Origin of the sequence: Peribacillus sp. AS_2 (assembly GCF_026891895.1) — a bacterium.
GTDB classification, from domain to species: domain Bacteria; phylum Bacillota; class Bacilli; order Bacillales; family DSM-1321; genus Peribacillus; species Peribacillus frigoritolerans.
The window spans coordinates 392,162-405,957 of sequence record NZ_JAPTGA010000003.1 but is presented as its reverse complement, the minus strand read 5'-3'; the positions used below and the strand labels follow the sequence as shown (position 1 = coordinate 405,957).

General features: G+C 39.9%; 17 protein-coding genes. 5 read left to right on the top strand and 12 right to left on the bottom strand.

The genetic code is table 11. The annotated features are described in order from the left end of the window. Window positions 1–16 precede the first annotated feature (16 nt). Window positions 17–196, bottom strand: a complete 180-nt coding sequence (gene yhzF, locus OTG27_RS26830) for a membrane protein YhzF (protein ID WP_483878184.1) — start codon at window positions 194–196, stop codon at window positions 17–19. Between the two features lie 310 nt (window positions 197–506). Between yhzF and OTG27_RS07485 the strand changes: the two genes are divergently transcribed. Then, window positions 507–872, top strand: coding sequence for a YtxH domain-containing protein (locus tag OTG27_RS07485; RefSeq protein ID WP_057275799.1), 366 nt, complete (start codon window positions 507–509; stop codon window positions 870–872). Window positions 873–1,055: 183 nt separating this feature from the next. Beyond that, a complete protein-coding gene (locus tag OTG27_RS07480; RefSeq protein ID WP_034314691.1) occupies window positions 1,056–1,634 on the top strand; it encodes an HTH-type transcriptional regulator Hpr in 579 nt (192 codons plus the stop codon). Window positions 1,635–1,636: 2 nt separating this feature from the next. Here OTG27_RS07480 and OTG27_RS07475 read toward each other — a convergent pair whose 3' ends face one another. Then, complete coding sequence (locus OTG27_RS07475; RefSeq protein WP_053534080.1) at window positions 1,637–1,963, bottom strand: DUF1878 family protein; 327 nt, start codon at window positions 1,961–1,963, stop codon at window positions 1,637–1,639. A 232-nt stretch (window positions 1,964–2,195) separates the two neighbouring features. On the opposite strand from OTG27_RS07475, the gene OTG27_RS26660 reads away from it, so the two are divergent. Further along, on the top strand, window positions 2,196–2,735 hold the full coding sequence (locus OTG27_RS26660; RefSeq protein WP_053534079.1) for a DUF3267 domain-containing protein: 540 nt from the start codon (window positions 2,196–2,198) through the stop codon (window positions 2,733–2,735). Window positions 2,736–2,843: 108 nt separating this feature from the next. Then, on the top strand, window positions 2,844–3,026 hold the full coding sequence (locus OTG27_RS07470) for a hypothetical protein (RefSeq protein WP_034314696.1): 183 nt from the start codon (window positions 2,844–2,846) through the stop codon (window positions 3,024–3,026). A gap of 111 nt (window positions 3,027–3,137) precedes the next feature. On the opposite strand, the gene OTG27_RS07465 is transcribed toward OTG27_RS07470, so the two are convergent. Next, complete coding sequence (locus OTG27_RS07465) at window positions 3,138–3,221, bottom strand: YjcZ family sporulation protein (protein WP_057275797.1); 84 nt, start codon at window positions 3,219–3,221, stop codon at window positions 3,138–3,140. 184 nt (window positions 3,222–3,405) lie between these two features. Further along, window positions 3,406–3,489, bottom strand: coding sequence for a YjcZ family sporulation protein (locus OTG27_RS07460; protein ID WP_268564358.1), 84 nt, complete (start codon window positions 3,487–3,489; stop codon window positions 3,406–3,408). A 199-nt stretch (window positions 3,490–3,688) separates the two neighbouring features. On the opposite strand from OTG27_RS07460, the gene OTG27_RS07455 reads away from it, so the two are divergent. Beyond that, on the top strand, window positions 3,689–4,555 hold the full coding sequence (locus tag OTG27_RS07455) for a peptidylprolyl isomerase (protein ID WP_057275796.1): 867 nt from the start codon (window positions 3,689–3,691) through the stop codon (window positions 4,553–4,555). Between the two features lie 55 nt (window positions 4,556–4,610). Here OTG27_RS07455 and OTG27_RS07450 read toward each other — a convergent pair whose 3' ends face one another. The 8 genes from OTG27_RS07450 to cysK all read right to left on the bottom strand — a co-directional run bounded on the left by OTG27_RS07450 (window position 4,611) and on the right by cysK (window position 13,633). Next, on the bottom strand, window positions 4,611–4,793 hold the full coding sequence (locus OTG27_RS07450) for a sporulation YhaL family protein (protein ID WP_373567449.1): 183 nt from the start codon (window positions 4,791–4,793) through the stop codon (window positions 4,611–4,613). A gap of 99 nt (window positions 4,794–4,892) precedes the next feature. Continuing rightward, window positions 4,893–5,831: a 3'-5' exoribonuclease YhaM gene (yhaM, locus tag OTG27_RS07445; protein ID WP_268936633.1), complete on the bottom strand. Its 939-nt coding sequence runs from the start codon at window positions 5,829–5,831 to the stop codon at window positions 4,893–4,895. Window positions 5,832–6,009: 178 nt separating this feature from the next. Then, complete coding sequence (locus OTG27_RS07440; RefSeq protein WP_268936632.1) at window positions 6,010–6,708, bottom strand: (2Fe-2S)-binding protein; 699 nt, start codon at window positions 6,706–6,708, stop codon at window positions 6,010–6,012. Beyond that, entirely contained in the window at window positions 6,701–7,525 is an 825-nt protein-coding gene (locus OTG27_RS07435) for an ABC transporter ATP-binding protein (RefSeq protein ID WP_053534077.1), read from the bottom strand. The genes OTG27_RS07440 and OTG27_RS07435 overlap by 8 nt, the downstream gene beginning before the upstream one ends. 312 nt (window positions 7,526–7,837) lie before the next feature. Then, entirely contained in the window at window positions 7,838–8,251 is a 414-nt protein-coding gene (locus tag OTG27_RS07430) for a hypothetical protein (protein ID WP_034314717.1), read from the bottom strand. Window positions 8,252–8,286: 35 nt separating this feature from the next. After that, on the bottom strand, window positions 8,287–11,307 hold the full coding sequence (locus OTG27_RS07425; protein ID WP_268936631.1) for an ATP-binding protein: 3,021 nt from the start codon (window positions 11,305–11,307) through the stop codon (window positions 8,287–8,289). Window positions 11,308–11,328: 21 nt separating this feature from the next. Further along, window positions 11,329–12,531 (bottom strand): metallophosphoesterase family protein, encoded by a 1,203-nt coding sequence (locus OTG27_RS07420; RefSeq protein ID WP_268936676.1) that lies wholly within the window; start codon window positions 12,529–12,531, stop codon window positions 11,329–11,331. 178 nt (window positions 12,532–12,709) lie between these two features. Continuing rightward, a complete protein-coding gene (gene cysK / locus OTG27_RS07415) occupies window positions 12,710–13,633 on the bottom strand; it encodes a cysteine synthase A (protein ID WP_034314721.1) in 924 nt (307 codons plus the stop codon). Window positions 13,634–13,796 lie beyond the last annotated feature (163 nt).

The window sequence follows — 13,796 nt, the reverse complement described above, 5'->3', positions numbered from 1 at the left end:
AATCATCCTCCAATGGTCAATGAATCAATATCCACATAAACCAAATGAAAAGCAGTAAAACCCCGGGGAGACCCATAGCGAAGGCTCTAGCCTGGAGCACCCTCCTAGGCGGATAGATGCCAGGAGATTTAGCTTGCCTTAGAAAATACCCCATTCCGCACAGGCATACCATGCCTAATAAAAAAATGATTTTCATTATTAACCCACCAATGCCATCCAAGTTCCGACAGCTTGTTTTTATTATCTATATGCCGCTCTTCCCTTTATATGAAGCATTATTATTAAAGCTTCAAGTTATTTTTAAATATTATATATTTACTCTCTAAGTTTAAAAAAATATTTTTGTGATATAAAGATAAAATGGTCGATTCTCTTCCATAAGGATGAAAATTATGGTATTTTGATATCAATAGTATTTCTCTCCCTATTTATCATAATTTCCAATTGATGCAGCAGGGATTAAGACCATGGAAAGCGAAAACATATTATAAAATGAGGTGATCCTAATGAAAGCAAAATCATTACTAATTGGCTTTTTGACCGGAACAGTAGTAGCTGGTGCGGCAACCTTACTTTCGACACCAAGTTCAGGTAAAGACCTACGGACCCGCATCAAGACGAATACCGACGAAATTAAGGCTACAATTGATGAATTAAAGGTAAAAATGCAGAATATTAAAGATGACACGATGGAAGCTTCACAAATCAGCAAAGAAACGGTAAAAACATTCATTTCGGATGTTCAGGTCGTCATCGAGAACTGGAAGCGGGAAATCGAACCCAATAAGAATGAATTATTGAAGAACGTACAGGAAATTGAAAATTCATTGAAAGAATTGGAAGCGGCCGCCCCTACTTCTAAAAATAGCTGACATCGTCACACAAGCTTGATTCTCCATTTTTCCCAATAAATTACATGATTTATTGGAGAAGAATGGAGAATTCATTAAAAAAACTAAAATTTTCTAAAAATTTTGCAAATATTTTTCTTTATTAATTTTTATTTTATTGTCATAATAAATATATAGAATCTTATAAGTAGGTGAGCCCATAATATGCAGAATAAAAATTATTCTATGAAAGAAGCAATGATTTTTAGTCAACGAATTGCACAATTAAGCAAAGCATTATGGAAATCGATTGAAAAAGATTGGCAGCAATGGATCAAGCCCTATGATTTAAACATCAATGAGCACCATATTCTTTGGATTGCTTACCATCTTAATGGATCTTCCATTTCAGATGTTGCAAAATTTGGGGTCATGCATGTTTCTACCGCATTTAACTTTTCAAAAAAATTAGAGGAACGCGGATACTTAACATTTTCAAAAAAGGAAAATGACAAAAGGAATACGTATATAGAGATCACAGCGGAAGGTGAAAAAATTCTCCTTGATTTAATGGAGACATACGACCCAAGTAAGAACTCCGCTTTCTCGGGTGCACTTCCATTGCGTGAGCTTTATGGCAAGTTTCCGGATATGATTGAAATGATGGCCATCATCCGAAATATATACGGTGAAGACTTCATGCAAATCTTTGAACGATCCTTCGATAACATCGATCAGGAGTTTACGGACGTGGAGGGTAAAATCACAAAAAAAAAGATAGAGAAAGAAACTGAGCCAGTTTAATCTCATACTCTATCCATTTCCTTCATGAATGATACATATAAACCTTGTGAGATGCATGCATCAATGCATTCCTTTGTAGTTATTTTTGGATTAACCTTTCTTTCAAATTGATTAAAAAGCGGTCGAAAGTTCATATACCCTTCCGCTTTTTCTATTTCATAGCGTTTGCTCAAGATATCACATGTTTCCAATAATTCTTCCGCTTCCTTCTTCGTGAAATTTTTTTCCACAAATAGATAGTCCAACTTGGCCTCCGGATTGCGTATAAGGTTTAATAAAAGCCGTTGATGAAAACGGAGTATTTCCATTTCTTCATTTATATTTTTCATACATCACTAATCCCCATTCAATCATTCAATTTAACATAAAAGACTTATAACCAATTCTTGATTCTTCACACTCGGTAATCCGCCTGATCCCCATTTCAAAACCTGCACATTGCATGCTTACTTACCAAAGTGATTTCATCTTAAACATAATCCAAGAATTCCATTGCTTTTTCCACCCATTCATCGTAATGTATGTAAGTATATTCAACAGCTTTGGAGGGCTGATTTCGAAATGAATTCGTGGAAAACAATAGACGTGGCAAAACAATATGGGAATTGCCGTCTGCTCTTTTTTTCAGTTTTTACTATATTGATGTCTTTTGTTCTGATCTATACATTATTAAGTGTCTTTTCAACCCATGTTATTTTGTATGGCGATCAAACAATGGTATTTTTTAGCCTATTGCTCTTATTATATCCTGTTCACAAACTATTACACTATTTACCTTTACGATTATTATGTAAAAAAGTGAAAACTTCATGGTCCTTGAAGTGGAACCTGGTGTTGACATGCAGAGTCAATGTGCATGATCCGATTCGAAAGCATCTTTATCTCTTGACCCTTGTGTTGCCTTTCGTCATTATGTCTGTCACTTTGATTGGTTGTGCCCTTAGTTTTCCGCATTACATCCATTATTTCACTATTTTATTATCCCTGCACACCGGCTTATGCGTATCGGATTTTATTTATATAAAAAACCTTGTTGGTTCCCCAAGGCATTCTTTTATCGAGGAACATCTCGAAGGATACGATATACTTATTCAAAAGTGATTCCTTATTCATTCATAATGATGACTGCTAAGATTTTTAGGTATCTTTTTTCATTATAATTTGGTATCGTATTTATACATGATGTTTTGCAAGGAGGGATTTTAGGTTTTGATCTCGTTCTGGTTTATTATTTTTGCTATTTTGATCCTTTATAATATTAATAGAATGACAAACTCTTTATGCATTCAAAAGGAAATTGCTGAAGACCGGCAGCCAAAAGTATTCAGGACCATTAATGTATTAATTACTATTATGTTATTATCCTCCTATATTGAAATTTTGTATACGTAGAGATGAGCAACAAATGATGTCCATCATTTGTTACATACATTGGTGATACCCGGGGCATTATCCACATAAAGAAAAAGGGCGAAGCAAAAGCTTCGCCTTTTGTTTATGAGTTTAGCACCAAGAAGCTCCAATGATGACTAACAGGATGAAAAGAACGACAATTAGAGCAAAGCCTCCACCTATTCCTCCAGACATTGATCTTCCTCCCTTCCATTCTTAAGTAATTGTAATTTCATGCACACTCTTAAATCCGCCAAAAGGAATCCATTCCTTTCATAGCTTGAAAATCACTTAAATCTTTTTGTTGAGCGGCTACCCTATCCTATTCAACTCCATGGCAAAAGGAGTGGGCTATTTCCATTAGTAATTTTGCAGCCGATTAGAAACAGGCTGATCCTACAATTATTAATAAAATGAATAACACCACTAACAAAGCGAAGCCTCCGTTAAATTCATTACCCATTATGCTACCCCCTTTTGTTGTCCTCGATTTATCATATGTAATGGATTAATATCCGGGTAGGCGTACACCCATTTTTAAAAAAATCTTATTCATGCACCAATATATTATTTTTTGTAAAGTAACCAGAATATGTTATAGTTAATTTTGTGGAAATACGAAAAAATAGCAAACCAGAAACTTATAACTAGGAGTTGTTTTTATGAAGAAGTGGGCATTATCGATTGCTGTTACTGCAGGGCTGATCGGACTTACAGCATGCAACAGCGACAAGGAAGCAGTCGTGGAAACTAAAGCGGGGGATATAACCAAAGAAGAATTTTACAATGTAATGAAAGACCGTTATGGTGAAACCGTTCTTCAAGAACTTGTTTATGAAAAAGTTCTTTCTGAAAAATATACAGTAACGGATAAAGAAGTTAAAGCTAAAACGGACGAACTTAAAGCGCAAATGGGTGAAAATTTCGAAACGGCCCTGGCCTCTTCCGGATATAAGAGCGAAGCTGATCTTAAACGTGCACTTAAAATCGGCATGCTTCAAGAAAAAGCAGCCGTTGCCGATATAAAAGTTAAAGAAGCTGATGTGAAAAAAGCTTATGAAGACTATAAACCACAAATCAAAGCGAGACATATTCTCGTGAAAGATGAAAAAACGGCCAATGAAGTTAAAGCTAAATTGGACAAAGGTGAAGACTTCGCCAAACTTGCCAAAGAATATTCAACGGACACAGGCACAGCTGAAAAAGGCGGGGAGCTAGGCTGGTTCGGACAAGGTGAAATGGTTCCTGCATTTGAAGAGCAAGCTTACAAAATGAAGAAAGATGAAATCAGCAAGCCGATTAAATCCGATTATGGCTACCACATCATCCAACTTCTTGATACAAAAGAAAAAGAATCATACAAAGATATGAAAAAAGATCTTGAATATGATTTGAAAGTCGCTCAAATTGACCAAACTAAAGTTCAGGACATTCTGAATTCAGAAGTCAAAAAAGCGGACGTGAAGATTAAAGATAAAGATTTAAAAGATGCCATCACTTCTGGTGACGCAGCCAAAGCTGAAAAATAATTGAATAGTAAAAAGCGACAGGACTTTACCTGTCGCTTTTTTTTCATCATTCGGGCTATGCTCCCTGATTTATATCCTTTTTCCGCCTCTCACGCTCTTCTTCCATGCGGTCAATGTATTTCTGGCCTTCCTTTTCAATCCAAGCATCATCTATGAGGCGTTCCTGCCTAGCTGTCCAAATTGACATGACTGCACTGACAATTATTCCAATAAACACGAACCAAATCCAAATTGGCATGTCCATTCCCTCCCAAAAAATCTACTATTCATTTACTAGAGAATATGCACAAACAAAAAAAATATGCCTCTTTCTCCATCGAGAAAGAAGCATATTTCATTAAAATGTCGGTTTATAGAATGAACGATTATCGAGCGCGAAGACTCTTTCCGTAAATTCACCCGGCTTCACTTTTTCCAAGGCGCGGTCCATCATATTTATCTTGGCATCCATATTATCAATATAATGCAGCACTTCCGCTTCCCTAACCATCGGCGGCTTGGGACTGCCCCACTCAGCTTTACCATGGTGGCTTAATATCAAGTGCTTGAGAATCATGATTTCTTCCGCTTCAATGCCCAATTCCTCTGCAGCTTTACCGACTTCATTCACCATGATGGTGATATGCCCCAACAAGTTCCCTTCCACTGTATAAACAGTCGAAACAGGTCCAGATAGCTCATGCACCTTTCCAAGGTCATGCAGAATGACCCCGGCATACAAAAGATCCTTATTGAGGGAAGGATATAGGGTTGAAATGGCCTTAGCCAGCCCTAGCATCGATACAACGTGATAGGCCAGTCCCGACATATACTCATGATGGTTCTTGGTGGCAGCAGGGAACGTCAGGAATTCATTCTGATATTTTTTTATGAGATGCCTAGTCACCCTTTGGATATTCGGATTCCTCATTTCAAATATAAATTGAGTGATGGTTTCCATCATTTCTTCCTGACTTAAAGGCGCCGTTTGAATTAAATCGGCTTTCGTGACCCCGTCAGTATCTGAAGTAATTCTAATATTACGGATTTTCAATTGGCTGCGTCCTCGATAATTCTGGACTTCCCCTTGAACTTTCACTGTTGCTTCCGCACAGTATGTTCTCTCATCAGCCTCGGAAACATCCCATAGCTTTGCCTCTATCTCGCCGGTTTTATCGCACAAAATCAATGTTAAAAAAGGCTTTCCATTACTTGCCACCGCTTTTGTACTCGTTTTAATGTACATATATATATCTACTACTTCACCAATTCCGTAGTGTATGATCCCATTTCCCATGCGACTGCCTCCGTTCAATTAAATATCAACATTATAACATACCAATCTCGTTAGTGCGTTTAGTTTTCGTTAATAAGTGATAGACATTGGACAGGAAAAGCTAAAGCTTTGCCGTCTCTTATCACTCCACAAGAAAACCAGGCTTGACCCCAAGCCTGGCTCTCCAATCAAATCTATTTCAACAGTTTTTGTTCGGACAATACGCGCACTTCTCCTGGCCATCTATTCGGTAATATAAACAGCATGTCACCCGTTTATAAGGGTTCATTGACTCCGGAACACTTTTTTCCCCAATGAATCGTTTAAAGGGGGAACGCGTTTCAATATTCAGCCATACCTCATCTTCAAGAAGCATTTCAATGTCCTTTTCAACTCGTGTCTTTATATCAGTTTGCTTCAATAACTCACTATACATCCATACCGTATAGCTCCAAATATTTTCCCAGAGAACTAGTTTCGATATTTTAGCAGTTCCGGAAAAGAAGCGAATGGCATCAGCACCAAATCTGTTCAATATGGAATGGAGGGCAGAAGGGCTTTCCTTTTCCATGACATGGCTCCACCTGTTGGTTTTCAGCAAAAAATTCGGGAGCCAATGCTCATCTTCCGGATCATCCAAAACACCAAAGTCCTGAAGTGTGCCTTCCCAGATAAGCCGATGTTTGCTTAACATGTACAATTGTGCCGTGACAAAAAAAGCATAGCGTCTGAACCACATTGAAATGGCTATCCTTGACGTTTCCGCCCCAGTCCGGGCTTGTGCATACTGAATAATCTCATCAGCATGATTGAAGGTCTTGGAAACTTGGGCTACATCCCGAAAGGATATCCGGTATCCCTGAAGTTCTTTTTCAATGGCTGGCGTGAGGTTATGCATTGGCCAGCGCTTTTATCTGAGTTTGTGCGTAGCGCCCTTTACCAAACGGGACGCACATGGGACTGCCGAAAATTGGATCAAAGGATATTTGACATTCCATGCTGAATACATGCTGTACCAATTCAGGCGTGATGATATCCTCCGGCCGGCCTTGAGCATGTATCGCCCCATTTTTAAGTGCCACCAGATTATCCGCATAACGGCAAGCTAAATTCAAATCATGAAGCACCATAACGATCGTTCGGTTCTCAAACTCATTCAAGTCGAACAATAAGTCCAAAATCTCGATTTGATGGGTCATATCAAGATATGTAGTCGGTTCATCCAACAAAATGACATCCGTATCCTGAGCAAGCGTCATGGCTATCCATGCCCGTTGCTTCTGCCCTCCCGATAATTCATCGACTGCCTGATCCTTTAAATCGGTCAGATTCGTTGCTTCAATCGCCTTTTGAACTTTTTCTTCATCCACGGAACTCCACTGTTTCAACCAACTTTGATAAGGATATCTACCTTGTTTAACAAGTTGATAGACGGTAAGCCCTTCAGGAGCAACCGGGGATTGCGGAAGAATCGCCATCTTTCTCGCTACATCCTTCGATGGCATGGTCGAGATCGCTTTGCCCTCGAGCAAGACCGAGCCGGATTGAGGTTTTAACAATCGGGCTACAGACCTTAGAAGTGTTGATTTTCCACATCCATTAGCACCGATGAATACCGTGATCTCCCCTTTGGGTATTTCTATATTCATATCATTTATTATTAATTTATCACCATAACCGAGCGATAAAGACTGTGTGTTAATAGCTGGTCGCATTAAAATACTCCCCTTTTAGTCTAATAATACCATTTTAATGAAAATGATTCTCACTGTCAATCTTAAAAAGGAATATAAACCATAACTCCATGTCCCATTCCTCTTAAATGATTCATTAAAGTGAATGCTTCTTTAAAGATATGAAGCTTCCTTTGGAAACATTAATCTAAAAAAAACAGCACATTAAAATTTCATTCATCACTGCCTGTAGCTTCCGAACGATAGTCCATTCTCCCCCTCTGCGAATTACTATCGGAATTTCCAAACTCCATTTAGCGGAAAATAAAAAAAGCCCTCCATATGGAGAGCCTTTTAACCGACAAGCAGGCGATTTGTACAATGTTCCAGGGATTCATCCCTAATGAAGGTAAATAAATCGTGATCGATAAAAGGAATGATTCCTTCTGCAATATTCCATGCATTGACCTCTATTTGATAAAGGATTTCTGATTTTCCTGTACGGTGCAGCTCCTCACTAAGCACAGCAAGATCGGGGTCTAATGCGTGCCCCATCTCATGTGTGAGAATCACCCATGTATATTCCTCAAGCCTTGCAAGCGAGCCTAGGGAGCGTTCACACTGAATTTCAATATCTCTCTCATATAAAGTGATGCGATGACCTATGGCAGAATATTTTCCCCCAACACATCGTTTACCAGGAAACTCCTTTTCGATGATTAACTCCAAAGAAGAATCATGGCGGCTTACAAACTCATTCCTATTCAATGACTTCACTCTCTTTATCTATAGTTTAAGACCCATTATATTTCGGGGATGATCAAATCATTCATATTTTGGCGCAATACGGGGCTGGATAGACGAATCACTTGATTTTCACTAAAGTGCTCCATTATATATCGGTGGCATGTAAAAAATAAGATTTGCCGCTTTTTCGAAACTTTTTTCAATAACTCAAGCATCCGTTTTGTCCTTTCCGCATCAAAATTGACGAAACTATCATCAATGATGAGAGGGAATGAATCATTTTCAAAAGTATGATCAGCAAGTGCGAGCCTTAAGGAAACATAAATTTGCTCAGCTGTCCCGCGGCTGACCTCTTCAACCCTGAAACTCAAACCATCACTGCGCTGTACCAAAATCCCTTCTCCCGACTGATCAAGGATGATTTTCCGATAGTTTCCATTCGTTAAAAAGGAAAAATGCCGCTCGGCATCAGCGATCACCTTCGGCAGGCGCTCCCTTTTATATCGGTCCAATGTTTTATTCAATAAGCTTTTGGCTATTGCCAATTTCGCCCATTCCTTCGCCTCTTCGTTAAAAGCAGCTTTTTCTTCATGAAAACGATGAAGTAAATCATCATAAATCCCTGAAACCTCAAGCTGTTTTATCTTATGTTTCGCATCCGCCCGCTTCTCTAACAAAAGGGATTTCACCTTTACAGAATCCTTCCGTTTCTGTTCTAAATTCTCAAATGTATAAGTATTGATCCCCTGTTTTAAATAAGATTGGATTTGTTCAGGCAGCATTCTGGATTGCCCAATTTGAATGGCAATCAAATCAAGCTGCTTTTGTAAGGTGATTTTCTTTTCGGACAATGCAGCGACATGCCTGAATTCTTCCTCGTCCTTGACCTTAGCTAAATTAAAAAGCATTTCCATTTCTGCATCAAGATAGCCATTTTCCATCGTCAGCTGCTCGATTTCGTTCGTCAAACGACTTCTTTCCTGCATCCATTGCGTTAACTGAACGGAGAATTCAACCGCTTTATTCAACTCCCGTTTCAATTGGCCAATCGCTTCCCTCCATGTGGATGTTTCAAAATCAAGGCTATTTGCAAAATGAAATAAAGCCTTTGATTTACCCTCAAATTCTGCCTGGAGAAAATCATGCCTCTTGATTGTTTCATACTTCCTATCAACGGCTTCCTTCCATTTCTCAAGAAGTTCAAATACAGATTCAAGATTGATTTCCATTCCAGGATAAGACAGACCCCAACCGCTTAAGATGTTCCTCAATTCTTTATCCAACCGGTCCCTGCTAGCTTCCCAATCGGCATACTCCTGAATCGTCGATTCAAACGCTTCCTCCCTTTCTTCATATTTGAAACTTTCACTTTCAAAGCGCCTTTGGAGACGTTGGTCCAATTCAAGCAGCCTCCCCATCGACTCTCCTTCACTCCCTTTATTGGTTTCACTCCCAATTGCAGCCCTTTTCCTTTTCATCTCATCCAATTGCCTGATATACCCGGACGATATATCATCACCTTTAAAGAGATACCTGGAAACCGCAAACAGAACAGCTACGGTTAGAAGTATCACCCCCAACAAAATCTGTTCACTGAAATAACTTCCGATTGCACCTAAACATAGTAGCACTATTAAACTGCCATTCATGATATGTGAACGTTTGTGATTATCTGCTTCCTTCTTCCTCTGTAATCCCAATTGCTTTTCAAGTTCAAGTATTTGTTCATCAAGAATAAGGGATTGTGCTGCTTCAAATTCGATGTTATTCTGCTTGTTGTATAAGGACTCCAGCTCGATTCTTTTTTCATCTGGCAGTAACTGGGCCTTAATCTCCTTCAAACGGGCTTCTGTCGTTTCCAGACTTCCCTTTTGCAGTTCATATTTCTCATCGAGCTGTTTTTTATCATTTTGGAGCTGATGCTTTTCCCTCTCGGCCCTTTTCACCCTTTCCTTCATGAATGTACTGATATCCAGTTTTCTTATTTCCTCATCAGAAACATCCAAAAATAATTCCTGCTTCACCTTTTCGATATTCTTTTCTTCCAACAGCGTTTCGTGTTCCGCTTTTCTAATATCCAGCTCGAGCTTCTCCAACAATGTTCCTTGATCGATTGCATGTTCAATTTGCTCTTTATGCTCCTTGATGAATGGATTGATTTTGATTTCCGTGAGTTTCCCCTCTAGTTTGTTCATTTTCTCAGTCAATGCAGCAAGTTGGGCTTTCATGGGTATTCCAACTGCCTGTAGCTGTTCAAGTCTTTTTAAGCCATCAACAGGAAAATTCACATCCGGAATTTTACTTATTTCAGCCTCTAGTTCCCCCTGTTCTTCAACCAAGGGTTTAATTCGCAAAAAAGCACTTACGTTAACAAGATCTTCTTCAATCTCTTGAATATCCACCGTGACTTTAGAGAGCTCTTCCTTAAGTTTTGCTTCTTCCTGAAGTAATGCCGTATATGACTGCTGTTCTTCTTCAGATGCTTTCACCTTTTTCTGCAATTCCTTAAGTTCTTTCATTTTCACATTCAGTAAAGGTTTTTGGCCTGATGGCTTGAACCTTGAATCGAGCTCTTTTTGCAATTTCGTTTCGGCTTCAAGAAGTTTATCATTCCCGATCAGCCCGGCTGAAAGCAGATATTTACTCATCGTACCTTCACTTAGTGTATGTAATCCCTGCAGACCTTGAAGGTCGAAAGAAAAAATGGCTTGGTAATAGTTTTTATCAACGCCATGAAGAATCTCATTCAATTCTTCCTCGCCGCCGACCCTTCCATCCTCGAAGGTCAATTTCACATCACCAGTAGCTTTTCCCTTCACACGTTCAATAACGATTTCCCCGTCTTTTTTTGTTATGAGGCTGAGCCTTCCCCCATATTTGGCATGCATTTTGGGCTCGTAACGCGGTTCGATTTGAACCTTTGTCGGAAAACCAAACAGCATACTATGAATGAAAGACATGAGGGTTGACTTGCCCGATTCATTTTCCCCAAAGAAAATCTGCAGCTGTCCCAATTCCGGAAAACGCTGATTTTCCAGTTTGCCGTAACCATAAACATGGAGGTCTTTAATAATCAATTCCGTTGCTCCTCCCTACACTCATTTATTCGCTTCAAAAACGTGCAAAAGCCATCTTTCCGCTTCATCCAACAGTTCCCTCTGCTCATCCGGCTCTATTGAATCAAGAAACCTTCTTGCTCCCTGATGAATGTATAGCGGGGCAAGAGCAGCCTCCGTATCATCAAATTCAGAAGCAAGCCTGGATACCTCAGCCAGAAATGGCGATATACTTTCATTTGACCTATTCATAGGAATGGACTGGATGAGTTTGATTTTATACACCCAGACAAATGATTCCCCTTGGTCCCCTTCCTGCAAAATCCGGGTCAATTCTTCAAGATATTCCCCGGAAGCTCCTGCTGCATCACCTGCATCCAGTTTCAACTCCAAAAGAAAGCTTCTCCCATCGATACCCTTCCGTTCAATTACTTCCTTGCATTGCTTGAACAGGGCATCAAATCCACCTTCTGCAGATAATTCAATTGTCTCGCTTTCCCATATCACCTCAGAGGTTTCAATAAAAGAATGGCGCTTCATGTCCCCATCGAATTCTATAAGCATGCACCCTTTGACGCCTGACTCCTTTCTGTTCCTGCCTTGAATATTTCCTGGATATATTACAAGCGGATCTTCCGAAACAACCTGATGTTTATGAATATGGCCTAATGCCCAGTAATCGAAATCTTTGGCAGCAAGTTCCTTCAATGAAAAAGGGGCGTACGGGCTATGTTCGGAATTGCCTTCCAAATTCCCATGAAGCAGACCTATATGATAATCGGCCCCTTCAGCTTTTATGTAGGTTTCGATCATTCTCTCCCTTACTTGACGGCGCGGATAACTGAATCCATAAAGGTGGACAGTCGTCCCATCGATTTTTTCAAATCGTTTCATTTCGGTTTGCCCTGAAAATACGTGGACATTATCCGGCAGCCTCACAGTAATCCATGAGCCGCTGAGGTGATCATGGTTACCATGAATGATATAGGCAGGGATTTGATGTTGCTGGAGTTTTTCCATCTCGGTCCGAAAGCGGACCTGTGTTCGGAGACTCCGGTTTTCCCCATCAAATAGATCCCCCGATAACACGATAAAGTCAACCTGACGGGTAATTGCCTCATTAATGATAGTTTGAAAAGCTTTAAACGGACTTTCCCTTAATTCCTTTAATATAGATGACGGCATATCCTTCAACCCTGAAAAGGGACTATCCAGATGGAGATCTGCCGCATGAATGAACTTCACACCGCTCAAAAGTGTCACCTCGATTTCTTTCAATATTTCATATTCAATTTTAACATGAGCAGAACATACTTTCCCATACATTATTATTTTAATACGTCATCATGCAGTATGGGCAAATTCAACAGGAAAAAGACCGAATGGCGAACATTGTTTCATTCACGGCATTCGGTCTTTTTCATCAATTAAAGATATCCATACTTAGATAGCGTTCACCATTATCCGGTGCAATGCATAATACTCTTTTTCCGCTTCCAAGACGACGGGCTTCCTGCAGGGCAGTCCAGACAGAGGCACCTCCTGAAGGCCCAATCAATATCCCTTCCTTCGAAGCCATATCCTTCATGGTGGAAATCGCATCTTCATCAGCCGCTTGAACGATTTCATCAAATACCTCTGTATTTAGGATGCTAGGGATAAAACCAGGGCTCGTACCCACTAACTTGTGGGGACCAGGCTTTCCTCCGGAAAGAACTGGGGAACCCTTAGGCTCGACAACGACAACCCTTAAATCCGGCAGATGTTCTTTCAAGGCTTCACCTGTACCGGTTATCGTTCCTCCCGTTCCGGCAGTAGCGACAAAAACATCCAGGTCTCCATCCATCTGATCCAGAATCTCGACTGCTGTCGTCACTCTGTGAATATCAGGATTGGCTTGGTTTTCGAATTGCTGCGGAATAAAGCTATTAGGAATCTCTGCTGCGAGCTCCTCGGCTTTACGAATGGCTCCCGGCATCCGCTCTGATGCAGGGGTGAGGACAACTTCCGCTCCGTATGCCTTTAATATATTGATTCTTTCTTTCGACATATTATCCGGCATGACCATAATCGCCCGATATCCCTTAGCCGCGGCATTCATGGCAAGCCCAATACCTGTATTCCCTGATGTTGGTTCTATGATCGTAGCCCCGGCTTGAATGATACCATCCAATTCTGCCTGCCTAATTAAATTGAAGGCAGCCCGATCTTTTACACTGCGGCTCGGATTGAAATACTCAAGTTTCACGAATACCTCAGCGTCATCCTCCGCTGTTAAATGATTAATCCTAACAACAGGTGTATCTCCTATCAATTCAGTGATATTATTAACGATTTTTACCGTCATTCAAAAAAACCCCCTTCGATCCATACACTTCCAACATGCACTTTCACTCAAGTTTATTATATCATTTATGATTTTTCATTTTAAAGAGAGAATTCCTCTAGTATAAATAGGTTTTGTTTTCATTCTTTCCAAGCTTAAAGGAAAAAAACGAGAAGTTAGTTCG

Excerpts from the sequence above, each read along its gene's own strand:
- yhzF (WP_483878184.1), bottom strand. The coding sequence starts at position 196 with ATGAAAATCATTTTTTTATTAGGCATGGTATGCCTGTGCGGAATGGGG.
- OTG27_RS07485 (WP_057275799.1), top strand. The coding sequence starts at position 507 with ATGAAAGCAAAATCATTACTAATTGGCTTTTTGACCGGAACAGTAGTA.
- OTG27_RS07480 (WP_034314691.1), top strand. The coding sequence starts at position 1,056 with ATGCAGAATAAAAATTATTCTATGAAAGAAGCAATGATTTTTAGTCAA.
- OTG27_RS07475 (WP_053534080.1), bottom strand. The coding sequence starts at position 1,963 with ATGAAAAATATAAATGAAGAAATGGAAATACTCCGTTTTCATCAACGG.
- OTG27_RS26660 (WP_053534079.1), top strand. The coding sequence starts at position 2,196 with ATGAATTCGTGGAAAACAATAGACGTGGCAAAACAATATGGGAATTGC.
- OTG27_RS07465 (WP_057275797.1), bottom strand. The coding sequence starts at position 3,221 with ATGTCTGGAGGAATAGGTGGAGGCTTTGCTCTAATTGTCGTTCTTTTC.
- OTG27_RS07460 (WP_268564358.1), bottom strand. The coding sequence starts at position 3,489 with ATGGGTAATGAATTTAACGGAGGCTTCGCTTTGTTAGTGGTGTTATTC.
- OTG27_RS07455 (WP_057275796.1), top strand. The coding sequence starts at position 3,689 with ATGAAGAAGTGGGCATTATCGATTGCTGTTACTGCAGGGCTGATCGGA.
- OTG27_RS07450 (WP_373567449.1), bottom strand. The coding sequence starts at position 4,793 with ATGCCAATTTGGATTTGGTTCGTGTTTATTGGAATAATTGTCAGTGCA.
- yhaM (WP_268936633.1), bottom strand. The coding sequence starts at position 5,831 with ATGGGAAATGGGATCATACACTACGGAATTGGTGAAGTAGTAGATATA.
- OTG27_RS07440 (WP_268936632.1), bottom strand. The coding sequence starts at position 6,708 with ATGCATAACCTCACGCCAGCCATTGAAAAAGAACTTCAGGGATACCGG.
- OTG27_RS07435 (WP_053534077.1), bottom strand. The coding sequence starts at position 7,525 with ATGCGACCAGCTATTAACACACAGTCTTTATCGCTCGGTTATGGTGAT.
- cysK (WP_034314721.1), bottom strand. The coding sequence starts at position 13,633 with ATGACGGTAAAAATCGTTAATAATATCACTGAATTGATAGGAGATACA.